This is a genomic window from Bradyrhizobium sp. F1.13.3 (assembly GCF_040548265.1).
Classification (GTDB): Bacteria; Pseudomonadota; Alphaproteobacteria; order Rhizobiales; family Xanthobacteraceae; genus Bradyrhizobium.
Window position 1 is genome coordinate 44,040 of record NZ_JBEPRI010000009.1, and the last position, 25,380, is coordinate 69,419.

At 64.4% G+C, this 25,380-nt stretch carries 26 protein-coding genes and 1 pseudogene; 12 read left to right on the plus strand and 15 right to left on the minus strand.

Going from position 1 to position 25,380, the window contains the following annotated elements:
* Window positions 1-8: 8 nt before the first annotated feature.
* From ABIB66_RS23670 to ABIB66_RS23695, 6 genes are all read right to left on the minus strand, one after another.
* On the minus strand, window positions 9-203 hold the full coding sequence (locus tag ABIB66_RS23670) for a hypothetical protein (protein ID WP_354207865.1): 195 nt from the start codon (window positions 201-203) through the stop codon (window positions 9-11).
* Between the two features lie 145 nt (window positions 204-348).
* Window positions 349-1,230, minus strand: a complete 882-nt coding sequence (locus tag ABIB66_RS23675) for a 3-hydroxybutyryl-CoA dehydrogenase (protein ID WP_007597339.1) — start codon at window positions 1,228-1,230, stop codon at window positions 349-351.
* Window positions 1,231-1,422: 192 nt separating this feature from the next.
* On the minus strand, window positions 1,423-2,367 hold the full coding sequence (locus tag ABIB66_RS23680) for an electron transfer flavoprotein subunit alpha/FixB family protein (protein WP_354207863.1): 945 nt from the start codon (window positions 2,365-2,367) through the stop codon (window positions 1,423-1,425).
* Window positions 2,367-3,116 carry an electron transfer flavoprotein subunit beta/FixA family protein gene (locus tag ABIB66_RS23685; protein ID WP_007597346.1) on the minus strand — a complete coding sequence of 250 codons (750 nt, stop codon included), beginning with the start codon at window positions 3,114-3,116 and terminating at the stop codon, window positions 2,367-2,369. Before ABIB66_RS23685 ends, ABIB66_RS23680 begins: the two co-directional genes overlap by 1 nt.
* Window positions 3,117-3,241: 125 nt before the next feature.
* Window positions 3,242-3,814, minus strand: a complete 573-nt coding sequence (locus ABIB66_RS23690; RefSeq protein WP_354255868.1) for a cob(I)yrinic acid a,c-diamide adenosyltransferase — start codon at window positions 3,812-3,814, stop codon at window positions 3,242-3,244.
* 1 nt (window position 3,815) lies between these two features.
* A complete protein-coding gene (locus ABIB66_RS23695; protein WP_247427614.1) occupies window positions 3,816-4,010 on the minus strand; it encodes a twin transmembrane helix small protein in 195 nt (64 codons plus the stop codon).
* A gap of 204 nt (window positions 4,011-4,214) precedes the next feature.
* On the opposite strand from ABIB66_RS23695, the gene ABIB66_RS23700 reads away from it, so the two are divergent.
* Window positions 4,215-5,108 carry a YihY/virulence factor BrkB family protein gene (locus tag ABIB66_RS23700; protein ID WP_275170925.1) on the plus strand — a complete coding sequence of 298 codons (894 nt, stop codon included), beginning with the start codon at window positions 4,215-4,217 and terminating at the stop codon, window positions 5,106-5,108.
* Here the strand turns inward: ABIB66_RS23700 and ABIB66_RS23705 are convergent.
* Together ABIB66_RS23705 and gluQRS are read right to left on the minus strand one after the other, a co-directional pair.
* The gene (locus tag ABIB66_RS23705; RefSeq protein ID WP_354255871.1) at window positions 5,035-6,336 is read right to left on the minus strand and encodes an ATP-binding protein; all 1,302 of its coding nucleotides are present in this window, start codon (window positions 6,334-6,336) and stop codon (window positions 5,035-5,037) included. The genes ABIB66_RS23700 and ABIB66_RS23705 overlap by 74 nt on opposite strands.
* A gap of 104 nt (window positions 6,337-6,440) precedes the next feature.
* On the minus strand, window positions 6,441-7,313 hold the full coding sequence (gene gluQRS, locus ABIB66_RS23710) for a tRNA glutamyl-Q(34) synthetase GluQRS (protein WP_354255874.1): 873 nt from the start codon (window positions 7,311-7,313) through the stop codon (window positions 6,441-6,443).
* Between the two features lie 161 nt (window positions 7,314-7,474).
* Here gluQRS and ABIB66_RS23715 point away from each other — a divergent pair, with 161 nt between their 5' ends.
* Window positions 7,475-8,128: a DNA-3-methyladenine glycosylase family protein gene (locus tag ABIB66_RS23715; protein ID WP_354207854.1), complete on the plus strand. Its 654-nt coding sequence runs from the start codon at window positions 7,475-7,477 to the stop codon at window positions 8,126-8,128.
* Here ABIB66_RS23715 and ABIB66_RS23720 read toward each other — a convergent pair.
* Window positions 8,125-9,012 carry a LysR family transcriptional regulator gene (locus ABIB66_RS23720; RefSeq protein ID WP_354207852.1) on the minus strand — a complete coding sequence of 296 codons (888 nt, stop codon included), beginning with the start codon at window positions 9,010-9,012 and terminating at the stop codon, window positions 8,125-8,127. The genes ABIB66_RS23715 and ABIB66_RS23720 overlap by 4 nt on opposite strands.
* 177 nt (window positions 9,013-9,189) lie before the next feature.
* On the opposite strand from ABIB66_RS23720, the gene ABIB66_RS23725 reads away from it, so the two are divergent.
* The 8 genes from ABIB66_RS23725 (at window position 9,190) to ABIB66_RS23760 (ending at window position 17,972) form a co-directional block, all read left to right on the plus strand.
* Window positions 9,190-10,164, plus strand: coding sequence for an NAD(P)H-dependent flavin oxidoreductase (locus tag ABIB66_RS23725; protein WP_354207850.1), 975 nt, complete (start codon window positions 9,190-9,192; stop codon window positions 10,162-10,164).
* Window positions 10,165-10,197: 33 nt separating this feature from the next.
* Window positions 10,198-11,382, plus strand: coding sequence for an ABC transporter substrate-binding protein (locus ABIB66_RS23730; protein WP_354255877.1), 1,185 nt, complete (start codon window positions 10,198-10,200; stop codon window positions 11,380-11,382).
* A 22-nt stretch (window positions 11,383-11,404) separates the two neighbouring features.
* Window positions 11,405-12,913: an acyl-CoA synthetase gene (locus ABIB66_RS23735; RefSeq protein WP_354255880.1), complete on the plus strand. Its 1,509-nt coding sequence runs from the start codon at window positions 11,405-11,407 to the stop codon at window positions 12,911-12,913.
* A 178-nt stretch (window positions 12,914-13,091) separates the two neighbouring features.
* Window positions 13,092-13,412, plus strand: a complete 321-nt coding sequence (locus tag ABIB66_RS23740; RefSeq protein WP_354207844.1) for a hypothetical protein — start codon at window positions 13,092-13,094, stop codon at window positions 13,410-13,412.
* Between the two features lie 12 nt (window positions 13,413-13,424).
* Window positions 13,425-14,057, plus strand: a complete 633-nt coding sequence (locus ABIB66_RS23745) for a general stress protein (RefSeq protein ID WP_275170916.1) — start codon at window positions 13,425-13,427, stop codon at window positions 14,055-14,057.
* A gap of 260 nt (window positions 14,058-14,317) precedes the next feature.
* Window positions 14,318-16,093 (plus strand): NAD(P)-binding domain-containing protein, encoded by a 1,776-nt coding sequence (locus ABIB66_RS23750; RefSeq protein ID WP_354207842.1) that lies wholly within the window; start codon window positions 14,318-14,320, stop codon window positions 16,091-16,093.
* A gap of 129 nt (window positions 16,094-16,222) precedes the next feature.
* Window positions 16,223-17,200 carry a peptidyl-alpha-hydroxyglycine alpha-amidating lyase family protein gene (locus ABIB66_RS23755; protein ID WP_354207840.1) on the plus strand — a complete coding sequence of 326 codons (978 nt, stop codon included), beginning with the start codon at window positions 16,223-16,225 and terminating at the stop codon, window positions 17,198-17,200.
* 214 nt (window positions 17,201-17,414) lie between these two features.
* A complete protein-coding gene (locus ABIB66_RS23760; protein WP_007597381.1) occupies window positions 17,415-17,972 on the plus strand; it encodes an HNH endonuclease in 558 nt (185 codons plus the stop codon).
* Between the two features lie 15 nt (window positions 17,973-17,987).
* Here the strand turns inward: ABIB66_RS23760 and ABIB66_RS23765 are convergent, their stop codons facing one another.
* Together ABIB66_RS23765 and ABIB66_RS23770 are read right to left on the minus strand one after the other, a co-directional pair.
* Window positions 17,988-19,481: a GH1 family beta-glucosidase gene (locus tag ABIB66_RS23765; protein WP_354255883.1), complete on the minus strand. Its 1,494-nt coding sequence runs from the start codon at window positions 19,479-19,481 to the stop codon at window positions 17,988-17,990.
* Between the two features lie 2 nt (window positions 19,482-19,483).
* Window positions 19,484-20,485, minus strand: a complete 1,002-nt coding sequence (locus ABIB66_RS23770) for a glycoside hydrolase family 16 protein (RefSeq protein WP_354207836.1) — start codon at window positions 20,483-20,485, stop codon at window positions 19,484-19,486.
* 303 nt (window positions 20,486-20,788) lie between these two features.
* On the opposite strand from ABIB66_RS23770, the gene ABIB66_RS23775 reads away from it, so the two are divergent.
* Complete coding sequence (locus ABIB66_RS23775; protein WP_018453224.1) at window positions 20,789-21,010, plus strand: dodecin; 222 nt, start codon at window positions 20,789-20,791, stop codon at window positions 21,008-21,010.
* 302 nt (window positions 21,011-21,312) lie between these two features.
* Window positions 21,313-21,446: pseudogene (locus ABIB66_RS23785) on the plus strand (HAD family phosphatase); the annotation flags it as partial.
* A 116-nt stretch (window positions 21,447-21,562) separates the two neighbouring features.
* Here the strand turns inward: ABIB66_RS23785 and ABIB66_RS23790 are convergent.
* From ABIB66_RS23790 to ABIB66_RS23805, 4 genes are read right to left on the minus strand one after another with little or no spacing between them, the layout of a single operon-like run.
* On the minus strand, window positions 21,563-22,531 hold the full coding sequence (locus tag ABIB66_RS23790; RefSeq protein WP_275170911.1) for an ABC transporter ATP-binding protein: 969 nt from the start codon (window positions 22,529-22,531) through the stop codon (window positions 21,563-21,565).
* The gene (locus tag ABIB66_RS23795) at window positions 22,528-23,523 is read right to left on the minus strand and encodes an ABC transporter ATP-binding protein (protein ID WP_354207834.1); all 996 of its coding nucleotides are present in this window, start codon (window positions 23,521-23,523) and stop codon (window positions 22,528-22,530) included. Before ABIB66_RS23795 ends, ABIB66_RS23790 begins: the two co-directional genes overlap by 4 nt.
* Window positions 23,523-24,440: an ABC transporter permease gene (locus ABIB66_RS23800; protein ID WP_007597392.1), complete on the minus strand. Its 918-nt coding sequence runs from the start codon at window positions 24,438-24,440 to the stop codon at window positions 23,523-23,525. The genes ABIB66_RS23795 and ABIB66_RS23800 overlap by 1 nt, the downstream gene beginning before the upstream one ends.
* Complete coding sequence (locus ABIB66_RS23805) at window positions 24,406-25,365, minus strand: ABC transporter permease (protein WP_106941042.1); 960 nt, start codon at window positions 25,363-25,365, stop codon at window positions 24,406-24,408. Before ABIB66_RS23805 ends, ABIB66_RS23800 begins: the two co-directional genes overlap by 35 nt.
* Window positions 25,366-25,380: the final 15 nt, after the last annotated feature.

Below are 25,380 nucleotides of genomic sequence, written 5' to 3' on the forward strand. Positions count from 1 at the left end.
ATGATGTTTTAGGCGGTGACGTTGAGGTTGCCGCCGACGCCGGCGCTGACATTGGCAAGCGAGGGCTGTCCGGCGCCGAGCAGCGTCAGGACGGTGGATTTCTCCGCATCCGCGTTCTGCTTCATCAGCGTCGCCGAGATATTCGACTGCAGCGCGCCTTGCTGAGAGGCCAGCATGCTGCTGACCATCGCCATCATGTCCATTACGCAAACCCTCGTATCGGCCGTAACCTAGAGGCGAGCGGTTAACGGGACATGAATTGTCGCGAAGCGCCGTAAGGTAGGCTTTGTCCGTGTCCCGGACCCGGCGCGGCACGAAGTGACACACTGCGTCCGGACCACGAGACCGCTACCTCGTCGGAACCGGCTTGGCGCCCCGGTAGTCGTAAAAACCGCGCTGGGTCTTGCGACCGAGCCAGCCCGCCTCGACGTATTTCACCAGCAGCGGGCACGGGCGGTACTTGGAGTCGGCGAGGCCCTCATGCAGCACCTGCATGATCGACAGGCAGGTATCGAGGCCGATGAAATCGGCGAGCTCCAGCGGGCCCATCGGATGGTGCGCCCCGAGCTTCATCGCCGCGTCGATTGCCTCGACGTTGCCCACGCCTTCATACAGCGTGTAAATCGCCTCGTTGATCATCGGCAGCAGGATGCGGTTGACGATGAAGGCCGGGAAATCTTCGGAGACCGCGACCTGCTTGCCGAGCTTGCCGACAAATTCCTTTGACGCCTCGAAGGTCTGGTCGTCGGTGGCGATGCCGCGAATCAGCTCCACCAGCTCCATCAGCGGCACCGGATTCATGAAGTGAATGCCGATGAAGCGTTCGGGCCGGTCGGTGGCGGCGGCGAGCCGCGTGATCGAGATCGAGGAGGTATCGGAGGCGACGATCGCCTCCGGCTTCAACACGGCGCAAAGATCGTGGAAAATCTTGCGCTTGACCTCTTCCTTCTCGACCGCGGTCTCGATCACGAGATCGCAGTCCGCGAGGTCGTCCAGCTTCTCGCCAGCCACGATACGCGCCATCGCCTTGGCTTTGTCGTCCTCGCTAACGGCCTTCTTGGAGACCTGGCGCGTCAGGTTGCCGTTGATCGTGGCCATGCCTGACTTGAGGCGGTCGGTCGAAATGTCGTTGAGCACCACGTCGAAGCCGGCCAGCGCAGCGACATGCGCGATGCCATTGCCCATCTGCCCCGCGCCGATCACGCCGACCTTCTTGATTACTGCCGCCATAATGTCATCCACCGGAACGGCGCGCTATCAACCGCGCCTGCCTATCCCCCGAGCCGGGAGATCCGATTTAATCAGAACCCGGCCTCGAAACCTAGATTGGATCGCTTCGAAGGCGTGTCCCACGCCAAAGAAAACGCCTCAAAACGCAACACCGGCCGGAGTTTATAGCTCCGGCCGGTGTTTTAGCGCGTTTTACTTGCCGAGCTTGCCGAGTTCGGCGGTCAGCTCCGGAACCGCCTGGTAGAGGTCGGCGACCAGGCCGTAATCGGCAACCTGGAAGATCGGCGCATCCTCGTCCTTGTTGATCGCGACGATCACCTTGGAGTCCTTCATGCCGGCCAGATGCTGGATCGCGCCGGAAATGCCGACCGCGACATAGAGCTCGGGGGCCACGACCTTGCCGGTCTGGCCGACCTGCCAGTCGTTCGGCGCGTAGCCCGCATCCACCGCCGCGCGCGAAGCGCCGACGCCGGCGCCTAGCTTGTCGGCGAGCGGCTCGATGTACTTTGCGAAGTTCTCGCGGCTCTGCATGGCGCGGCCACCGGAGACGATGATCTTGGCCGAGGTCAGCTCGGGACGGTCGCTCTTTGCGACCTCCTCGCCGACAAAGGACGACAGGCCTGGATCGGCCACCGCCGCGACGCTCTCGACCGACGCGCTGCCGCCTTCACCTGCTGCGGCAAAGGTGGAGGTGCGCACCGTGATGACCTTCTTGGCGTCCTTCGACTTCACGGTCTGGATGGCGTTGCCGGCGTAGATCGGACGCTCATAGGTGTCGGGGGCGACCACCTTGGTGATCTCCGAGACCTGCATGACGTCGAGCAGGGCTGCGACGCGCGGCATCACGTTCTTGAAACGCGAGGTCGCAGGCGCGACGATGGCGTCATAGGACGGCGCCAGCGAGACGATCAGCGCGGCCAGTGGCTCGGCCAGATCGTGCGCGTAAAGCACGCCGTCGGCGAGCAGCACCTTCTTCACACCGGCAAGCTTTGCGGCGGCGTCCGCCGCGGCCTTGGCGTTCTCGCCCGCCACCAGAACCTCGACGTCCGCGCCGAGCGCGGCCGCCGCGGTCAGGGCCTTGTTGGTCGCATCCTTGAGCGACGCATTGTCGTGTTCGGCAATCAGAAGCGTCGTCATCAGAGCACCCCGGCTTCGTTCTTGAGTTTCGACACCAGCTCGGCGACGTCCTTGACCTTGACGCCCGCCTTACGGCCCGCCGGCTCGGTCGTGTTGAGAACCTCGAGGCGCGCAGTGAGATCGACCCCGTAATCGGCGGCGGTCTTGTCCGCGATCGGCTTCTTTTTGGCCTTCATGATGTTGGGCAGCGAGGCGTAGCGCGGCTCGTTGAGGCGGAGATCGGTGGTGACGATCGCCGGTCCCTTCAGCTTCACGGTCTGCAAGCCGCCGTCGACTTCGCGGGTGACCTTGAAGTCGCTGCCTTCGACCTCGAGCTTCGAGGCGAAGGTCGCCTGCGACCAGCCGAGCAGCGCGGCCAGCATCTGGCCGGTCTGATTGCTGTCGTCGTCGATCGCCTGCTTGCCGAGAATGATCAGGCCCGGCTGCTCTTCGTCCGCAATCTTCTTCAGTATCTTGGCGACCGCGAGCGGCTCGACCGCGCCCTCGGCCTTCACCAGGATGCCGCGATCGGCGCCCATGGCGAGACCGGTGCGGATCGTTTCCGACGCCTGCGCCGGTCCGATGGAGACCACCACGACTTCGGTCGCCTTGCCGGCTTCCTTCAGGCGCAGCGCTTCTTCGACCGCGATTTCGTCGAACGGGTTCATCGACATTTTGACGTTGGCGAGTTCAACGCCCGATCCATCGCTCTTGACGCGGACCTTGACGTTGTAATCGACCACCCGCTTTACCGGCACCAAGACCTTCATCGATCCTCTTTCACTCAATCTGGGAGGGGGGTTATCAACTGGCGCGGAACCTAAAGGCCTGATCCGGCCCGGTCAACGCGCGAAGGGGTCTAATTTTGGCGCCCAGAAATGCGCGGCCTAATGGGTCAGCGATTCTGGCCCGGAAACCAGAGCACGTCGCCGGCGCCGTCATCGTTACTGGCGCGGCTGGCGACGAACAGGAAGTCTGACAGGCGATTCATATACTGGATGCCAGCGGCACCAACAGGCTCTTCCGGCCGGGCCGCCAGTTCCACCATCACGCGTTCCGCCCTGCGGCAAATCGTGCGGGCGACATGGAGGTGGGCGGCGGCGGGCGTGCCGCCCGGCAGCACGAAGGAGGTCAGGGGTGCCAGCTCGTCGTTGAGCGCGTCGATGTCGCGCTCGAGTCGCTCGACCTGGCTCGCCACCACCCGCAGCCGCTCCGCCTTGCCCTCACGTTCGGGCACCGCGAGATCCGCGCCGAGGTCGAACAGATCGTTCTGGATGCGGCCAAGCATCGCGTCGAGCTCGGGCGCATCCCTGGTGTGAAGCCGGACCACGCCGATCGCAGCATTGGTCTCGTCCACCGTGCCATAGGCCTCGATGCGCAGATCGTATTTCGGCCGGCGTTCGCCCGAGCCGAGCGCTGTCGTGCCGTCGTCACCGGTTTTCGTATAGATGCGGTTGAGCACGACCATGTTAACGCCCCATCGCCCATACGGCGACCATCGCGATGACGATCGCCACGAACTGAAGCAGCACGCGCCAGCGCATCAGCTTCTGCGAGGTGCTGGGCGAGCCGCCGCGCATCATGTTGATGAGACCGAGCAGCAGCACCAACGCCACGGCGCCGACCGCGATCGGCAGGATGAAAGTACTCAGGAGAGATGCCATTCGAGGGTAGATAACACCCTGCGCGCCGGTCCGCCATGGCGTTCCCGATCTGGCTTTTAAGCCAATAATATCAGAAGCTAGCTAGATGATTTCCGATTTGCGCGAATTGCCCATCCTCTTCGCCTCTCCCCGCCTGCGGGGAGAGGTCGGAATGCGTTTCCCGCGCGCGGAAAGAGGAAGCAGCAACAGCAGTGCAGGTGGCGCGTGAAGGCAATCCGCACCATCTACGTCGTCGTGATGGACGCGTTCTACACGTTCCTGGCCGACGATGGCTGGGCGATCGCGAGCCATATCGCGCTGTCGACGCTGATGGCGCTATTCCCGTTCCTGATCGTGCTGACATCGCTCGCCGGCTTCTTCGGCTCCAAGGAACTCGCCGACCAGGCTGCGAGCCTCATGCTCCAGGTCTGGCCCAAGCAGGTCGCGGATTCGATCTCGGGGGAAGTCCACGACGTGCTGACCACGACCCGCACCGGCCTATTCACCATCGGCGCGGTGCTGTCGGTCTACTTCGCCTCCAACGGCGTCGAGGCGCTGCGGGTCGCACTGAACCGCGCCTATGCGGTCGTGGAGATGCGGCCATGGTACTGGCTACGGCTGGAATCGATCGCCTACACGCTGATTGCGGCCTTCACCGCGCTCGCCATGGCATTTCTGATCGTGCTCGGACCGCTGCTCATCGAGGCCGCGCGTGCGCACATTCCGCTGTTCGTTGAATCCAACGAGAGGATCCTCACCTGGCTGCGTTACGGCATCACCGTCGGCGCGTTGGTGGTGGCGTTGATGATCCTGCATACCTGGCTGCCGGCGGGACGGCGCCGGTTCCTTCAGATCCTGCCCGGCATCGTCTTCACCATCGTGGCGTCGCTGATCTCGGGCATCGTATTCGGCCAGTACCTCGCGCGCTTCGCCAACAATTACGTGACGATGTATGCCGGGCTCGCCTCGGTGATCATCGCGCTGGTGTTCCTGTATTTCATTGCCGCGATCTTCGTCTACGGCGGCGAACTCAACGCCGCGATCATTAAGTCGCGACTTCCTCACGGCGTGTCGCTGCAAGCAGCGCAGTCGCTAGCGCCCGCGGAGACACAGGCTTGACCAGAAAGGCGTCGGCGCCGGCCTCGCGTGAGGCGACTTCGTCCTCGCCGCGACCGGACACCCCGATGATGGGGATCTGAGCCAGCGGCGTCGCCATGGTGCGGATCCGCCTGATCGCCTCGACGCCATTGATGCCCGGCAGCACCATGTCCATCAGCACCGCGTCGAAGGCGCCCTGCGCAAGCCGGTTCACCGCGTCCTCGCCGCGCCCGATGAACTCGGCATGATGGCCGAGCTCGGTCAGGATGGTGTTGAGCACGACGCGCCCGAACGGATTGTCCTCCACGCTGAGCAAGCGCAGCGCCGGGACCGCATCCATCTCGGCTTCGCCCTTCGACTTGCCGGACTTGCCCGATCCCGTGGCATCCACCGACACCGTCAACGTGAAGGTGGCGCCGCCGCCGGGCCGAGGGGCGACCGTGATGTCGCCGCCCATCGCGCGCGCCAGTTGCTTCACCGACGACAGGCCCAGGCCGGCGCCGCCGAAGCGCGAGGCAATGGTGACATTGGCCTGGGTAAACGGGCGGAACAGCCGCTTGATCTCGGCCATGGTGAGGCCGATGCCGCTGTCGGACACCGCGAAGGCGACACCGACGCTGCCTTTGCCCTTGGCTTTGCCTCTGCTCTTGGTCTTTCCCTTGCTCTTGGCGGAACGCCAAGGCGCGACCGTGAGCGCCACGCCGCCGTGCTCGGTGAATTTCACGGCATTGTCGATCAGATTCTCGAGCGCGGCGCGCAGGCGGACGGGATCACCGACTACCAGCCCCGGCAGCTTCTCCGAGATATCGACCTCGGCCTGGAGACCCTTGGCCGCGGCGCGACCGGCCAGCGAATCGCCGGCGTTCCGGGCAAGGGTCCGCAGGTCGAACAAATCCTGCCGCAGCGTGCTTCCACCTCCGACGCCCTTGCCCGTCCCCTTGCCGGTTCTGGCCGCATCGACGAACAGGGTGGCAAGGTTCGCCAGATGCTCGGCACCGGCCTTGATCGTGTCGGCCCAGCGTCTTTCCCGTTCACCGAGATCCGAAGTCGCGAGCAGGTCGCTGATCGCGAGAATGCCGGTCAGGGGGGTGCGGACCTCATGGGCAAAGGCGGCAAGCGCGGCCTGGACGACGTCCGGCTCGACACGCTTGGTGCTGCGCTTGCGCAACCGGGCGGTCGGCCCGGAGCGCTTCCCAGCCACTCGCTTGGACGTCCCCGTAGTGCGCGCTGCGCGCGTTTTCGCCGCCATAACTCCCCTTCGAAGTATCGCCTTCGAACCCCGGGCTGTCAGGCGAGCATGGCACGGCGGAACACCTGGAGTCACGGCGCCGTTTGGCTAACCCCCAGAGAAACTTAACCTAATCCCACCAGCTGGCGGATACCGGCCGGCGTGGCGCCGACCGCGCGCAGTTCACGAAGGCCGGTCGAGCTGGTTGATTTCGACAGCTTCCGGCCGCCCTCGTCGCGAACTAGCCCATGGTGGCGGTAGACGGGTTCGGGCAGGCGGAGCAGAGCCTGAAGCAGACGGTGGACCGAAGTGGCGTGGAACAGGTCCTGGCCCCGCACGATCTCGCTGATGTCCTGGAGCGCATCGTCGACAACGACGGACAGATGGTAGCTCGTTGGCGTCTCCTTGCGGGCCACAATGACGTCGCCCCAGGCTTCTGGCCGCGCCGGGACGACGCCACGCTCACCATCGGGCCCCTCGCCCAGTTCGTTCCAGCTCAGGCCGACGGCGCGGCGGCAGGCCGCCGCCATGTCGAGCCGAAGCGCATAAGGCGCGCCGGCGTCGACGAGGCGATCGCGCTCGTCGGCGGACAGCGATCTGGCGTCGCCGGGATAGAACGGCGCGCCGTCGGGATCGCGCGGCCACGGGCCATCCGCTTCACGCGCCGTAACCAGCCTTGCGATCTCGGCGCGGCTTTCGAAGGCGGGATAGACCACGCCGAGCGCCGAGAGCCTGTCCAGCGCCGCCCGATACGCGTCGAGATGCTCCGACTGCCGCCGCACCGGCGTCTCCCAGGCAATGCCGAGCCAGGCGAGGTCTTCGTAGATCGCTGTCTCATACTCCGGACGGCAACGCTTCGCGTCGATGTCCTCGATCCGTAACAAGAGCCGCCCACCGGTCTCGCGCGCGCGGTCGGAATTCAACAGCGCTGAATAGGCGTGGCCGAGGTGCAGGTAGCCATTCGGACTGGGGGCAAATCGGAAAACGGGTGTCGACATGCTTCAGAACTCGTCATGGCCGGGCTTCACCGTCACAGTTGTCATTCCGGGACGGTCCGCAGGACCGAACCCGGAATCTCGAGATTCCGGGCTCGCCCCGGAATGACGGAGTAAGATATTCGGTACGCGGTCAAGCCCGCGCATGACAAGTTGAGCAAGCGATGACCATCCACCTCGAAACCCAATCCGATCTCGAAGAGGCCGTCCACGCGCTGGTGAAGCGCGATCCGCGCCTGAAGCCCGTGCTCGCGACTGCCGGCATGCCGGCATTGCGCCGGCGCGAGCCGGGCTTTGCGGGGCTTGCCCACATCGTTTGCGGACAGCAGCTCTCCACAGCGAGCGCTGCAGCGATCTGGGGACGGCTGTCCGCCGCGTTCGATCCGTTCGATCACGAGGCGGTGCGCCGCGCCCGCACCGACCGGCTGGGGCGGCTCGGCCTGTCCGCCGCCAAGATCAAGACGCTGAAACATCTCGCGCGCGAGATCACCGCACAGCGGCTGAACCTCGACGTGCTCGCCGAAGAAGACGCCGATGCCGCGCATCACACGCTGATCGCACTGCCCGGCATCGGACCCTGGACGGCGGACGTCTATCTGCTGTTCTGCCTCGGCCATGGCGACGCCTGGCCGGCCGGCGACCTCGCCGTGCAAGAAGGCATCCGCATCGGGCTCGGCTTGCAGGCGCGGCCGACGGAGAAGCAGATGGCGCCACTCGCCGAACCCTGGCGCCCCCTGCGCGGTGCGGCGGCGCATCTGTGGTGGAGCTATTATCGCGCGGTAAAAAAACGCGAAGGCGTCATCGCGGGATCAGCTTAGCCCCGCAGCCGAACGCGATCGGTCCGGGCGCAATCGGCGACGAAGTCGATGACGGCCCGCACCGCCGGCAGTTCGACGAGGTCGGGATGGGCGAGCAGCCACAGGTCCGCCACGCTGGCGAGCTTCTGCGGCGCGACGCGCACGAGATCGGGATAGCTTTCGGCGACAAAGCACGACAGGGCGGAGATTCCGAGTCCGGCGCGGACCGCCGCCAGCATGTCGCCCTGGGACGAGCAGCGCATCACCACCCTGGCCTGACGTGTGACGACGTCGCTCCAGCGCGCAAGCTGGACGTTGGAGGTCTGGTCGGCGAAACCGATGACACTATGCCCCTTCCACTCGCCGCGCCGTTCAGGCAAGGACCGCCCGCCGGCGTAGTCGCGTGAGGCGTAGAATCCCGTGCCGAGACGGCCGATCTTGCGGCCGACCAGATTTTCCTCGCCGCTGTCGAAAGGCCGCAGCACCACGTCCGCCTCGCGCCGGCGCACGCTGGCCGGAAACGGATGGGTGATGATCTCGAGCTGGACGTGATCATGCGCGCGCAGGAACGCAGGCAGGCGCGGCATCAGCCAATGCGAGGCCAGCGTCGCGCCGATCGACAGCTTGACGGTACCGCGCGCCTTGTGCCCTCCCGCCGAGACTGCTGTCTCCGCCCGCAGCGCCGCCGCCGCCATCGCCTCGGCGTGCTCGCGCAGTGTCCGTCCATCCGCGGTTAGCGCCAGGCCGTCGGCGGCGCGCGCCACCAGCCTGGTGCCGAGTTGGGCTTCCAGCGCCGCGATCTTGCGGCTGACGGTGGGATGGCTGCTGTGCAGCCGACGTGCCGCGCCGGTGAAGCTGCCGGTATCGGCGACGGCGACGAAGGTCTTGCATAGGTCCCAGTCCATCAGCGGCACTCTGTTCAAATCTGAATAGTTGTCTGTTCAATATTGAACGATGGGAGGCCGCACTCCAACCCCTATAATGGCGTGAAATGAAACATGGGCGGCAACTCGCCCGCGACAATCAACAGGGAAACGCCTCGTCATCCGCCTGCCGGCGGGCTGCGTTTCCGGGAGGACATCATGGCGCTGCCCGCTCTCTTGAAGGATTCGCTCGAGCTGCCCGTGGTCGGCTCGCCGCTCTTCCTCGTCTCAGGCCCGGAGCTGGTGATCGCCCAGTGCAAGGCCGGTATCGTCGGCTCGTTTCCGGCGCTCAATGCCCGTCCGGTGGAAAAGCTCGACGAGTGGCTGAGCCGCATCGAGAATGAACTCGGCGAATACAAGTCGCGCAATCCCGGCAAGAAGGTCGCGCCCTACGCCGTCAACCAGATCTGCCACGCCTCCAACGACCGGCTGATGAAGGACATGGAGACCTGTGTGAAGCACAGGGCGCCCATCATCATTACCTCGCTGCGACCGCCCGCCGAGCTCGTCGAGGCCGCACATTCCTACGGCGGCCTCGTGTTCCACGACGTCATCAACGTCAAGCACGCGCGCAAGGCCGCCGAGCAAGGCGTCGACGGCCTGATCCTGGTCTGCGCCGGCGCTGGAGGACATGCAGGAACGCTCTCGCCTTTCGCGCTGGTACGTGAGGTCAAGCAATGGTTCGACGGCTCGATCCTGCTGTCGGGCGCAATCAGCGACGGCTTCGCAATCGCCTCCGCCCTGACGCTGGGCGCCGACCTCGCCTATATGGGCACGCGCTTCATCGCGACGAAGGAAGCCAACGCTGACGAAGCCTACAAGTCGGCGCTGACGCAGCATGCCGCGCACGACATCGTCTACACCAACCTCTTCACCGGCGTGCACGGCAACTATCTTGGCCCTTCGATCGCCGCGGCCGGGCTCGACCCGGACAATCTGCCGGCCGCCGACAAGACCAAGATGAATTTCGGCTCCGGCGGCAACATGAAGTCCAAGGCGTGGCGCGACATCTGGGGCTCGGGCCAGGGCATCGGCCAGATCGCCGATGCACCGCCGGTCGCCGAACTCGTCGACCGGATGAAACGAGAATTCGACCAGGCTCGGCAGGATTTCCTGATGCGCGCCAGCGCCTAAGGGCTCGGACCGACAATAAAACGGGAGGACACCATGAAACTGGCAGCCGCACTGATCGGCATGTCGTTGCTGACGCTCACGGGCGGCTGCGCCCATGCCGAAGGCAGCGACGAGATTCGCATCGGGCAGACCCTGCCCTACAGCGGTCCGGCGTCCGGCTTCGGCGCGATCGGACGGACGCAGGAGGCGTTCTTCGAGAAGGTCAATGCCGATGGCGGCATCAACGGCCGCAAGGTCAAGTTCATCACGCTGGACGACGCCTATTCGCCGCCGAAGACCGTCGAGCAGACCCGCAAGCTGGTGGAGCAAGAGGAGGTGCTGATGATGTTCGGCTCGCTCGGCACCGCCACCAACAGCGCCGTGCAACGCTATCTCAACGCCAAGAAGGTGCCGCAGCTATTTGTGCTCTCCGGCGCCACCAAATGGGCCGATCCACAGAAGAACCCGTGGACGATGCCGGGCATGGCGGCCTACGAATCCGAGGGCGTGGTCTATGCCAAATATATTTCGCAGACCAAGCCCGACGCCAAGATCGCGATCCTGTCGCAGAACGACGATTTCGGCCGCGACTATGTCGCGGGGTTCAAGCGTGCGCTCGGGACCAAGGCGGCCGGCATGATCGTCGCGGAAGCAAGCTACGAGACCAGCGCGCCGACGATCAGTTCGCAGCTCTCGACGCTGAAGGCGTCAGGCGCCAACGTGCTGTTCGGCGTCGTGCTCGGCAAGTTCACCTCGCAGATGGTCAAGGGCGTGGCCGAGATCGGCTGGAAGCCGGAGCTGTTTTTCGTGCCGACCTCGGCGTCCTCGATCTCGTTTCTGGAGCCGGCGGGCCTCGACAATGCCGTTGGTCTGATCTCGTCGAGCAACCAGAAGGACACGATGGACCCGCAATGGGCCGACGATCCCGGTGTGAAGGAATATTTCGCCTTCATGAAGCGTTATATGCCGACCGCAGACCTCTCCAACTCCAACTACGCCGCGGGCTACCACTATGCCACGCTGCTGATGACGGTGCTGAAGGCGTGCAAGGATGATGTCAGCCGCGACAACATCCTGCGCCAGGCGGCCTCGCTGAAGGACGTGAAGCTGCCGCTGCTGCTGCCGGGAATGGCTGTTACGACCGGCCCTGACGACTATCTGCCGTTCCAGCAGCTTCAGCTCCGGCGCTTCAACGGCAAGAGCTGGGTCGGCTTCGGCGACGTGCTCGATGATCGCTAGACGAGCGGAATGAGGAGACGCCATGATCATCAGCGGCGAACGCCAGATCAGCTATGAAGACATCCGGGCCCGGATCAAGCGGGCGATGAGCGGCTTCCGCGCCCTGGGGCTTGCCGAGGCCGCGCCGGTCGCGATGATGCTGCGCAACGATTTCGCCCTGTTCGAGGTGGTTGCGGCCTCCGCCGCGCTGGGCAGTCCGGTGGTGCCGATCAACTGGCATCTGAAAGCCGAGGAGGTCCGTTACATCCTGGCCGACAGCGGGGCGAAGCTCCTGGTGTGCCATGCCGATTTGCTGCCGCAGATCCGCGACGGTGTACCGGCGGATGTCCTTCTCCTGGTCGTCGCGACGCCGCCCGAACTCGCAGCGACCTTCTCGATCCCTCCGGAGCTGACCGAAATCCCGGTGGGACTGACCGATTGGGATCGCTGGCGCGATAGCCATCCGCAAGCGCAGGAGCCGCCGCGGCGAGCCGCAGCGATGATCTACACATCGGGGACCACGGGCATGCCGAAGGGCGTGCGGCGCATGCCGATGCAGCCCGAACAGGCGGCCGCCTCCGAACGCGTGGGCGGGATCGCCTATGGCATCAAGCCGCGGGAAGACCAAATCGTGCTGATCAACGGGCCGATGTATCACTCGGCGCCGCATTCCTACGGCATGTTGGCATTTCGGAGCAGCTGCACCATCATTCTCCAGGCGCGGTTCGATGCGGAGGAACTGCTGGCGCTGATCGAGCGCCACCGCGTCACGCATATTCACATGGTGCCGACCATGTTCGTCCGACTGCTGCGGTTGCCCGAAGCGGTCAGACAGCGGTACGACCTGTCGTCGCTGCGTTTCGTCGTGCACGGCGCCGCCCCCTGCCCGCCAGACGTCAAGCGCGCCATGATCGACTGGTGGGGACCGGTCATCAACGAGTATTTCGGCTCCACCGAGACCGGGATCCCGGTCTGGCACTCGGCCGAGGAAGCACTGAAGAAGCCCGGCACGGTCGGCCGCGCCATCGAAGGCGGCATCGTCAGGATCTTCCGGGACGATGGCAGCCCGTGCGGTGCCAACGAAGTCGGCGAAATCTACATGCGCCAGACGGCAGTGCCCGATTTCGACTATCACGGCAGGTCGCAGGCAAGGGCCGAGGCCGGCCGTGACGGCCTCGTCAGCGTCGGCGATGTCGGTTATCTCGACGCGGACGGCTATCTGTTCCTGTGCGACCGCAAGCGCGACATGGTGATCTCCGGCGGCGTCAACATCTATCCCGCGGAGATTGAGAACGCGCTGATCGGAATGCCCGGAGTGCGCGACTGCGCCGTGTTCGGCATCCCCGACGCGGAATTTGGCGAGCGGCTGTGCGCCTTTGTCGAGCCTGAATCGGGTACCGAGCTCTCGGCCGACGCCGTCCGATCGTTCCTGCGCGAGCGGCTTGCCAATTTCAAGGTGCCAAAGGACGTCGAATTCCGCGACGCGCTGCCGCGCGAGGCAACGGGAAAGATCTTCAAGCGCAAGCTGCGGGAGCCCTATTGGGCGGCGTGAGAACAGGCGACGCGTCCGAGAGCGCGAGGCTCATATAAACGGGAACGAGTGGCAATCGTTCCTGCGGCTCTCCACTATTGGACAGATTGAAGACGCGCGCTTCCGTCGCAAACGGAAGAGCAACCAATTCGAATCTCGTCTGTTGTCGACCGGCACAATCACTGCCGGAGGATAAACTATGTCACGTATAATTTCGCTCGCTGCGGCTGTCCTGCTGCTCGGATCAATGCCCGTAAGCGCACAGTCCCAAAAGGCACAAAGCGGCCCGGGCAACAACGCCGTCAACAGCTCTGATCACAACAACTCCAACGCACCAGTCGCAGGCCGCAACAGCTTCACCGAGGGACAGGCGAAGTCGAAGATCGAGGGCGCGGGCTATTCCAATGTTTCCGGCCTGCAAAAGGACGACAACGGCGTCTGGCGCGGCAAGGCCGACAAGGCTGGGACCAAGGCGGACGTGAGCGTCGATTTCCAGGGCAACGTGAACCCCGTCAAGTAAGGAGGATAAAACATGACCACCACCATTTCTCGACTTTATGACACCTATTCGGATGCGGAACGTGCGGTCAGGCGTCTGGAGGCCGCGGGCGTGCCGCACTCCGACATCAGCATCGTCGCGAACAACTCCGATAATTGGTACGGCTCCTCCTCCACCGGCAAGGTCGACCGTGACCGCGACGGCGTCGATGACCGCGCCGAAGGCGCCGGTACGGGCGCCGGCATCGGCGCTGGAATCGGAAGCGCGGCGGGCCTGCTTGCAGGACTCGGCTTGCTGGCTATTCCGGGGCTCGGGCCGGTGGTTGCTGCCGGATGGCTGGCTTCTACGGCAGTTGGTGCCGCAGCGGGCGCCGCGACGGGCGGCATCGTTGGCGCGCTGACCGAAGCCGGCGTTTCCAAGGATGATGCGTCGCGGTACGCGGAGGGCGTCCGTCGCGGCGGAACGCTGGTATCGGCGCGGGTGCCCGACCAGGACCGCTCACGTCTCGATGCCCTATTGCACGAGAAGGCCGTGAACCTGCAGGAACGGAGCGCCGCCTGGCAAAAGTCCGGCTGGAACGGCTTCGACGCCGCAAGCCCGCCGCTGTCGCCTGACGATGTCGGCCGTGAGCGTGAGTTGTACGGCGCCGGCACGCGGGTGAGGTAGGGATGTTCCGCTCGCCGCCACGCGAGCGGCTGTGAATCCCAAGAGCGCGAGGGAGGCTCCACCGAGGTGGAGCCTTTTTCGCGTGTCCGTTCTCAAACACCGCGAGAGTGCCGCAGGTCTCTCTCACGGGCTGACGGGCGCATTCCGCTGAAGCAGGGGCACATGCTCTCACTGCTCGGGTAATCGGCTATTGGCCGTCTGCGAAACAGTATAGCTTTCGACCCTAGAGGAAACGCCGCGAAGACGGCACGAGGTCGCGCATGCTGGACAGGACGAAGGATATTGCCGCATCCGCGCAAGCCTGGCTCGATGAATTCGAGCGCACGTTTGGCGTACCCGGCGGCGCTGGGCTGGACCCTCTTTTCGTCGCCGACAGCTATTGGCGCGATGTGCTGGCACTCAGCTGGAACCTGCAAACCATCGCCGGCGGCGACTCGATCAAGCGGGAGCTGACAACGCTCGCGGCAAAGGTCGCGCCGGGCAGCTTCAAGATCGCGCCGAACCGAGCGCCACCGCGCTGGGTGACGCGTGCCGGGACCAACACGATCGAAGCGATCTTCGATTTCGAAACCGCACTGGGGCGCGGCAGCGGCATCGCGAGGCTTGTGCCCGACGCTACCGACGGCGACCGCCTGAAAGCGTGGACGCTCCTCACCGCGCTCGACGAGCTCAAGGGCTTCGAGGAGCAGCTCGGCACCTCGCGGCCGCGCGGCCAGGCTTATTCGCGCGACTTCCGTGGACCGAACTGGCTCGACCTGCGCAACGCCTCGCGCGACTACACCGATCGCGATCCAGCCGTGCTGGTGGTCGGCGGCGGCCAGGCCGGGCTCGCGATTGCGGCTCGGCTGAAGCAGTTGAAGATCGACACACTGATCGTCGATCGCGAGGCGCGGATCGGGGACAATTGGCGCAAACGTTACCACGCGCTGACCCTGCATAACCAGGTGCAAGTCAATCATTTGCCCTACATGCCGTTTCCGCCGAACTGGCCGACCTATATCCCCAAGGACAAGCTCGCCAACTGGTTCGAAGCTTACGTCGACGCGATGGAGCTGAATTTCTGGACCGGAACCGAATTCGAATGCGGCGCCTACGACGATGCCAAGGGCAACTGGACCGTCACGTTGCGAGGCGCCGACGGTGGCAAACGGACCATGCACCCGCGCCATGTTGTGATGGCAACCGGCGTCAGCGGCATCGCCAATGTGCCTGTTATTCCAACCCTCGATAACTTCAAGGGCACGCTGCTGCATTCGAGCCGCTACGAGGACGGCGAAAACTGGACAGGAAAACGCGCCATCGTCATCGGCACCGGCAATAGCGGTCACGACATCGCGCAGGACCTTCACTCGAGTGGCGCGGAAGTGACGCTGGTGCAGCGTTCACCCACGCTGGTCACCAATATCGAGCCGTCGGCCCAACTTGCCTACGCGACCTACAATGAGGGCACGCTCGAGGACAACGATTTGATCGCGGCCTCGATGCCGACGCCGCTGGCGAAGAAGACCCATGTGATGCTGACGGAGCAGTCGAAGGAGCTCGATAACGAGCTGCTCGACGGCCTGCGCAAGGTCGGCTTCAAGCTCGATTTCGGCGAGGCCGGCACCGGCTGGCAGTTCAAATATCTCACCCGTGGCGGCGGCTATTATTTCAATGTCGGCTGCTCCAACCTCATCGTCGAGGGTGCGATCAAGCTCAGGCAGTTTTCCGACATCGAGAGCTTCGTCGCCGAGGGGGCGCGGATGAAGGACGGCACGACCCTTCCGGCCGACCTGATCGTGCTCTCGACCGGTTACAAGACACAGGAGTATCTGGTGCGGAAACTGTTCGGCGACGGCGTCGCCGACCGCGTCGGCCCGATCTGGGGCTTTGGCGACGGCCTCGAGCTGCGCAACATGTATGCGCGCACTGGGCAACCCGGCCTCTGGTTCATCGCCGGCAGCCTCGCGCAATGCCGGATCAACTCGAAATATCTCGCACTGCAGATCAAGGCGATCGAGGAAGGGATTCTGGGGCGTGAGGCGGGCGCAATTTGAGCCTCCTCGTCATTGCGAGCGCAGCATCCAGTGTCTTTCCGCGGACGCAGTCTGGATTGCTTCGCTGCGCTCGCAATGACAGTGTGGAGACGATCGCGCATCGCCGACACGAATAAGAGGAGAACACCAATGCCAGCCATTCTCGGCACCGGCGAGCACCGCTACCGCGTCGTTGAGAACTTCGCAAAGCTGCCGGACGGATGGCAGCTCACCGACGTCGCTTCGGTCGCGGTCGACGGCAAGGACCGCGTCTACGTCTTCAACCGCGGGGCCCATCCGATGGTCGTGCTGGACCGCGAGGGCAATTTCTTGCGCAGTTGGGGCGAAGGCCTGTTCTCGCGCGCACACGGCCTGCACATCGATGCCGACGACAATCTCTATTGCACAGATGACGGCGACCACACCGTGCGCAAGTGCACCACCGAGGGCAATGTGCTGCTGACGATCGGCATCCCCGAAAAACCGTCGCCATTCATGAGCGGCGATCCCTTCCATCGCTGTACCCACACCGCGCTGTCGCCGAAGGGCGAAATCTACGTCTCCGACGGCTATGGCAATGCGCGCGTGCACAAGTTCACGCCCGATGGCAAGCTGATGACGAGCTGGGGCGAGCCCGGCACCGATCCCGGCCAGTTCAACATCGTGCACAACATCGCCACCGATGCCGACGGCTTTGTCTATGTCGCCGACCGCGAGAATCATCGCGTGCAGGTGTTCGACGGCAATGGCAAGTACGAGACGCAGTGGAACAATCTGCACCGCCCGTGTGCGCTATACTGCTGCGGCGGCAGCAAGAGCCCGACCTTCGTCATCGGAGAACTCGGGCCCGGCCTCGCGGTCAACCGCAAGGTGCCCAATCTCGGCCCGCGGCTCTCGATCGTGGACGCCAAGGGCAACCGCATCGCGCGGCTCGGCGGCGAGGAAGGCCCGGGCGTTGCGAGCGGCAAGTTCCTGGCACCGCATGGCATTGCGCTGGATTCCCGGGGCGACATTTATGTCGGCGAGGTCGGCGTCACCGACTGGAAGACCAGCTTTCCGGATGAGGAGATGCCGGCCGCGGTGCGCGCGACGCGATGTTTGCAGAAGCTGGAGCGGGTACGGGAGTAGCTGCCTCGGCACATCCACGTTGCGCTGTCAGGAGAACGCTGCCTCCACGGCCCCGGACCTGGAAATCACGGCGTTTTGCGCGGGTTGCCACCCCCGTGCCGCATTGCTTGTGCCGGAATAAGTCGCTCGACGGGCTTCACAATCCCGTCACGCTGCATGTAGTATGTCAGTTACGTGCTGCTTCGCAGCGTACATTGGAGGCCAGGAGCGTTACTTGAACGCACATGTCTCGCAAGGCCATTGGCCGGTGTTGGTGCTGAATGCGGACTTCCGGCCGCTGAGTTACTACCCACTGTCTTTGTGGTCGTGGCAGGACGCGATCAAGGCGGTATTCCTCGACCGCGTCAACATCGTCGCGCATTACGATCAGGCGGTCCATAGTCCCACACTGCAAATGCAGTTGCCGAGCGTCGTCTCGCTCAAATCCTTCGTCAAGCCGACCACCCATCCTGCCTTCACCCGATTCAACGTCTTCCTGCGCGATCGTTTCGCCTGCCAGTATTGCGGCTCGCCCGAAGACCTCACCTTCGACCACATCATCCCGCGCAGCAAAGGCGGCCAGACCACCTGGGAGAACGTGGTCGCGGCGTGCTCGCCCTGCAATCTGCGCAAGGGCAATCTGACGCCGGTGCAGGCCAAGATGTTTCCGCGCCAACATGCGTTCGCGCCGACCGTGCACCAGCTTCACCGCAACGGCCGCCTGTTCCCACCGAACTATCTGCACGACAGCTGGCTGGATTATCTCTACTGGGATACGGAGCTGGATCCGTAAGGTCTGCGTCTGGTCTCACATCCCGATCGCATTCCGCGCGACCACGTCGCGATAGAACGCCGCGCTCAGCTTCGGCACCCTCGCCTGCGTCTCGAAATCGACGCGGTACAGGCCAAACCGCTTTCCGTAACCAAAAATCCATTCGAAATTGTCCATCAGGCTCCACAGGAAATAGCCGCGAATTGGGACGCCTTCGGTAATCGCGCGCTGCATCTGGGTCAGGTAGTTGCGCAGGAACATGATGCGGTCGAGGTCGTAGACCTGGCCGTCGGCGGCGAGCTTGTCCTCCGACGAGGTACCGTTCTCGCTGATATAGATATCGTCGATGTTCCAGATCTTTGCGGCGATGCGCGGGGCCCAGTAGATGACCTCGGGGCCAATCCGTAACCATTCCGAGTTCATGTGCGGGAACGAGGTCGGGAACGGCAGCACGTGGAAGCCGGGCGCACGATCGGAGGCCGTGATGTAATATTGTGGCGCGTATATGTTGAGGCCGACGAAGTCGTTCGGCGTGCCGATGATCTTCAATTCATCAGGCGTGAATTTCGGAGCGTCCGCGCCGGCATAGGCGAGGAAACCGTCGGTGTATTTGCCCTCCAGCACCACACCGAGGAAGCCGGCGTTGAGCTCGCGCGTCGCGATCTCGGCCGCGCGGATGTTTTCGGGTGTCGCGATCGCCGGCACGCAGGCGGCAATGTTCTCGGCCGCGCCGACGCGGGTGCCGGCGCGCCCTGAGGCGCGGATCGCCTGCACCGCCAGCCCGTGCGCCAGCGCGACGTGATGGCGGGCCTGGTTGAGCAACGCCGCCGGCAGCTTGAGTCCGGGCGCGTCGATGCCCCAGCCATATCCGAAATTCACGAAGCGCCCGACCTCGTTGACGGTGAAAATATTCTTCACGCGATCGGTCAGGCGCTGGACGACGTAGGCTGCGTAGTCGGCGAAAGCCTTCGAGGTGTCGCTGGACTGCCAGCCGCCGACGCGGTCCTGGAGCGCCTGCGGCAGGTCCCAGTGATAGAGCGTGGCGTAGGGCTCGATGCCGTTCGCGAGCAGCTCGTCGACGAGACGGTTGTAGAAGTCGAGCCCTTTGGGATTGGGTTGTCCCGATCCTTCCGGAAACACCCGCGGCCAGGCGACCGAGAAACGGTAAGCCTTGACGTCGAGCGCCTTGATCAGCGTCACGTCGTCCTTGTAGCGATGATAGTGTTCGTTAGCGCGGTCGCCGGTCGTGCCGTCCTCGATCTTGCCGGGCGTGTGGCTGAAGGTGTCCCAGATCGACTTGCCGCGACCGTCCTCGTCGACGGCGCCTTCGATCTGATAGGACGAAGTCGCCGTGCCCCAGAGAAAATCCTTCGGGAAGGGCGCGGGCGCGTGGCGGTCGGGCACGATCAGCGTTTCATCTACCGCAGCCTTGTCCGCAGCCTTCTCGTCAGCCTTGACACCTGCCGTTGCGCCAACCGCCGCAAGGCCCGCGAGCTTTGCAAAATCGCGCCGCGAGAAATCAGCTGCCATTGCTATCTCCGGGCCTGCTCCATATCGATCTGATAGACGGATATGCGGTCGATCTCGAATGCAACGGTCGGGGGCGACTCCGCGTCGACCGGTCCGACGCCGAGAAAGAATTTCGATCCGATTGCGAGATTGACGATCATGTACATGGGATCGTCGAAGCCGATCGGCACCTTGATGTCGGACACCGGCCTGCGGTCGATGAAATAGACCAGGCGATCCTCTTCCCACAATACACCGTAAGTGTGAAATGCGCTCGAAGCGTCGCCGACCGCGAAGTCGAAGCCGCAGGACTGGATCTTCTGGGTCGAGGGAATCCGCCAATGCGTCGTCATCACGAGATCACCCGGCTTTTCGCCGCGGCCTTCCAGCACGTCGACCTCCGGCGGCCAGCCGCCGTCATCCGCCAGCATCCAGAACGCCGGCCACACCGCATGCCCAACCGGCACCTTGGCGCGGATCTCGAAATAACCGTGCTTCTGCGCGAACGTGCCCTGGGTCGTGAGTATCCCGGAAATGTACTCGTTGTTGAACAGCACCGGTTTCAATTCCGGCGGGGTGCGCCTGGCGACGATCGACAGCACGCCGTCCTTGACCTTGAACGGATCGAGCCCGAGCGGCGCCGCGGCCCGCCCCGCGTAGCGCGGATCGACGTAGATCTGCTGCTCGCCATTGGCGCTGGTCTTGCGCTTGAAGTCGGAGCCGTCGCCACCCCAGTAGCGCGCCTCCGGCCAGGCCGCACCGCCGGCGTAATGCGGCACCCAGCGTCCGTTCGCCAGCGGGTGCTCGTCAAAATCCTCGTTGAAGGTCCGGCGCAGCGGCAAGAAGATCAGCGAGGCCGGATTGACCGTTTCCAGCCGGCGGCACGCGATGGCGGAGGGATCGGTCGTCACCTGCAGCGACATGCTCACCGGGGCACCGTCGAGATCGTCCTGCGCGAGGGCCGGCGCAGGCACAACGCAGAGACCGATCACAGCCAGAGCGCCCCTCGTCCAACGCGCGATCATCACCGCTCTTCGAAGATGCCGGAGGAAAGGCCGAGGTTAGCTCGCTCGTATCGGGACGGGCAAGGGCAGGCCCGCGACCGCGCGTCAATTCGGGAGCGCAGCCCGCACATGCCATCCAGATTTTCGTGCACTTAAAAAAATGAAGACGCCAGGGCGGTGCCCGGCAGGCGCGCGGCAGGCTCTCGCCGGGGACGGAACTCGATGCGCCGCCGACCGTTCAGAGTGAAGGCCGGATGTTTCGCGCGCGCCAACGGTCCGCGCCAGACGTGTCCAGCCCTGCCACAGCACAAGGGGAGAATAGTCATGGCCACAAGCGAGACGGATCACGTCTACAAGATCCTGGAACTGGTCGGATCGTCCGAGACCTCGATCGAGGACGCGATCAAGAACGCGGTCAGCCGGGCCGCCAAGACCGTTCGTGAGATGAAATGGTTCGAGGTGGTGCAAACGCGCGGCCATATCGAGAACGGTGCCGTGCGCCACTACCAGGTTACGCTGCGCGTCGGCTTCACTCTGGACGAGTGAGGTAGAACACCGGGCCAAGCCGACGCTTGAGCCAGCCTGGTTAACGCGACAATCCCCCTCCCGCCTGATGACTGCAAGTGTTGGCGCCGCGACGAGTCTGCCGTCCCAACCCACGACGGACTGCAGCACGCTGGTCGCCGCCGCCGATCGCGCGCTCTACGCCGCCAGGGACAATGGCCGGGACCGGCTGATGATGTCGGCACAGGTCGTTCCCTGGTCCGCGAGAAGCGCGTGACGGGATCGACTGTTGCTCTGGATTTGTTGCCTGCGCTCTAGCGCGGTATGGCTTGGATCACGGCCGGATGTTCGGCCAATCCGAGAGTGCCGCTGTGACTGGTGGAACAAGCTCGTCCTCTTCGACATGGACAATGTCCTCTGCGATTACGACAGGGCAAAGCGTGTCGCATGGCTGGCGAAGCTTGCGGGGGCTACGAGCGGCGCGCGAGAGGCGCGTCTGTTCGCGCATCACCACACTTCGGTTGAGGCGTTCAGGCAGGCCTTTCGGAGCACGGCCTGCTTCACGCATGAATGCGCGCTCCGCTTTTCCAGGCGTCAGGCGAGATGGCACGCCACAAGGTGCCCGCCCGCTCCCTCCTTCAGCTCCGGCGCGCTTTCGGCGCAACGCGGCTGGGCGATAGGACAGCGGGTGTGGAAGTGGCAGCCCGACGGCGGCTTCATCGGGCTCGGAACGTCTCCCTTGAGGCGGATGCGCTCGCGTTTGAGCTTGGGATCGGGCACCGGCACCGCTGATAACAGCGCCCTCGTGTAGGGATGCTGCGGATTGCGGTAGAGGTCGCTGGCCTTGGCGAGCTCGACGATACGGCCAAGATACATCACCGCGACGCGGTCGGAGATGTGCTCGACCACCGACAAATCGTGCGCGACGAAGAGATAGGTGAGGTTCAGCTCGGCCTGGAGATCTTCCAGCAAATTGATGACCTGAGCCTGGATCGAGACGTCGAGCGCCGACACCGGTTCGTCGCAGACGATCAGTTTCGGCTCGACCGCGAGCGCACGCGCGATCACGATGCGCTGGCGCTGACCGCCGGAAAACTCATGCGGATAGCGGCGCATGTGCTCGGCCTTGAGCCCCACCTTCACCAGCAGGCTCGCGACGCGATCCTCCCGCTCCTTGGCCGATGAGCCAAGCTTATGGATGATCAGCGCTTCGCCGAGGATGGCGCCGACCGTCATGCGCGGATTGAGGGAGGCGAACGGGTCCTGGAACACGAGCTGCATGTTCCGCCGCATCGCGCGCAAATCGTTGCCGCCGAGCTGGCGGACATCCTGACCGTCGAACACGACCTCGCCGTCGGTCGGCTCGATCAGGCGCAGCACGCAGCGTCCCGTCGTCGACTTGCCGCAGCCGGATTCGCCGACGAGGCCGAGCGTCTCGCCCCGGTTGACCGAGAACGAGACCCCGTCCACCGCATAAACGCTGCCGACCTGGCGCGATAACAGGCCGCCATGCACGGGAAAATATTTCTTCAGGCCGCTGACGCGGAGCAAGGGCTCGGTCATGCTGCGCCTCCCAACTGCGTATCTCCCAGATGACAGGCCATGCGGTGGCCGGGCGCGATTTCGCGCAGCAGCGGCTCCCTCTCGGTGCAGATGCTCATGGCGTGGCGGCAGCGCGGAGCGAAGCGGCAGCCGACCGGCGGGTTGATCAGGATCGGCACCGAGCCGCCGATCGCCTCCAGCCGCACCTTGTGCTCGCTGTCGAGATCAATGCGCGGGATCGAGCGGATCAGTCCCTGGGTATAGGGATGGCCGGGATTGCCGAAGAGGTCGTCGACAGGCGCCTCCTCTACCACCTTGCCGGCGTACATCACCACGACGCGTTGCGCGGTCTCGGCGACGACGCCCATGGCATGGGTGATCAGCATCACCGCCATGCCGAAGCGCTCCTTCATGTCCTGGAGCAGGCCGAGGATCTGCGCCTGAATGGTGACGTCGAGGGCCGTGGTGGGCTCGTCGGCGATGATCAGTTTCGGCTTGCAGGCGAGCGCCATCGCGATCATCACGCGCTGCCGCATGCCGCCGGAGAACTGATGCGGATAGTTGTGCACGCGGCCTTCGGCGTTGGGAATCTGCACCAGCTTGAGCATTTCGATGGTGCGCTCGAGCGCCTGCTTCCTGGTGACGTTCTCATGGCGGCGCAGGCTTTCGGCGATCTGCTCGCCGATGGTCAGCACCGGATTGAGCGAGGTCATCGGCTCCTGGAAGATGAAGCCGATCTCCTTGGCGCGGATCTCGTCGAGCTGACTGCTCGTCAGCGGCACGAGATCGCGGCCCTCGAAGATGATCTCGCCTGCCGCGATGCGGCCCGGCGGCATCGCGATCAGCTTCAGGATCGACATCGCGGTGACGGTCTTGCCGCAGCCGGATTCGCCGACGACGCAGAGCGTCTCGCCGCGGTTGATGGAGATGTCGACACCATCGACCGCCTGGAGGATGCCGTCGTCGGTGGAGAAGTGGGTTTTCAGTCCCTTGATCTCGAGCAGCGGCGCCATCAGATCACCCGCCGCGCATCGAGCGCGTCACGCAAGCCGTCGCCGATGAAGTTGATGGCGACCACCGCGATGAAGATCGCGCCGCCCGGAAACAGCGCCCAGTGCGGGCCGATGTCGAGAAAGTCTTTCGCGTCATAAAGCAGCCGGCCCCAGGTCGGCGTATCCGGAGGGAAGCCGAGGCCGAGGAAGGACAGCGTCGATTCCGCGATGATGGCGGCAGCCACGTCGATGGTGCCGGCGATGATCACCGGACCGAGGGCATTGGGCAGGATATGGCGCACAACCTGCCGCACCGGGCTTGCCCCGAGAGCGCGCGCGGCTTCAACGAATTCCTTCTCGCGGATCGACAGGAACTGGGCGCGAACGAGGCGCGCAACCGGCATCCAGCGCAAGCCACCGATCACGAGCACGATCAGGATGAAAATGCCGCCCTCGGGGCCGAAAGCCGCCTTCAGCCCGTCGCGGAAGAGATAGATCAGCAGCAGCAGCAGGGGCAATTGCGGCAGCGACAGAAAGAGATCGGTGAGCCACATCAGCCCATGACCGAGCGCACCGCGCGACATGCCGGCGAGCGCGCCGATCAGCACGCCGACAAAGACTGAGACCAGCATCGCGGCGAGGCCGACCGCGAGCGAGATGCGCCCGCCATAGATCATGCGGGCGAGGATGTCCTGCCCGAGATCGTCGGTGCCGAAAGGATGGGCCAGCGACGGCCCCTGCATGCCCGCCACGATATCGATGTCGTCGATCTTGACCCGCCAGATAAAGGGGCCGACCACCACCGCCAGGATCAGAACGAGGAGCAGGAACGCACTGACCACGGCAAGCTTGTGGCGGCTATAGCGCCGCCACGTCTCGCGCCAGGGCGAGTAGACGCGCCGCTCAGCGGAGGGAGATGCGAGGGTCAAGCCAGCCATAAAGAACGTCCGCGATGAGATTGAACAGCACGACCAGGCACGCAAAGACGAAGGTGACGGCCATCACCACCGGCGTGTCGTTGGAAAGGATGGAGGAGATCAGCAGCGAGCCGATGCCGGGGATGCGGAAAATCTGCTCGGTGACGATGGCGCCGCCGAACACCGCCGGGATTTGCAACGCAATCAGCGTGACGACCGGGATCATCGCGTTGCGCATCACGTGCTTGATAATCACCCGCCGCTGGCCGATGCCCTTGGCGCGCGCGGTGGTGACGTAGTCGAGCCGGATCACGTCGAGCATCGCCGAGCGCACGAAGCGCGTCATCGACGCCGCCTGGAACAGGCCGAGCACCGCCACCGGCATGATTGCCTGACGGATCGTCTCCGCCAGCCAGTGAATGCCCGTGCCCTTGATGTCCGTGGTGTAGACGAAAGGCAGCCAGTCCAGCGTGACCGAGAAGATCAGGATGAACAGGATGCCGGTGAAGAAGGTCGGAAGCGAGAAGCCGACGAAGGCCAGCGTGTTGGCAACCTGGTCGAACAGCGAATACGGCTTCGTCGCGGCATAGACCCCGACCGGGATCGCGATCAGGAGCGCCAGAATCTGCGCCGAGCCGATCACGTAGAGCGTCGTTGGCAGTCGCTGGAGAATGAGCGTGTCGACGTTCATCCGGCTGACAAAGGAGAAACCCCAGTCGCCATGCAGCATGGCGTTGAGCCAGTGCAGGTAACGAAGGTAGATCGGATCGTCGAGGCCGAACTTCGCCCGAAGCGCGAGAGCGACTTCGGGCGGCACGTTCGGATTGGTCGCCAGCTCCGAGAAGGGATCGCCCGGGGCTAGCGCGAGCACGACGAACAGCACGAGCGAAATTCCGAGCAGGCTCGGAATCGCGATCAGGAGGCGACGCAGGACATACTGGCTCATGAAGAAGGACCGCTC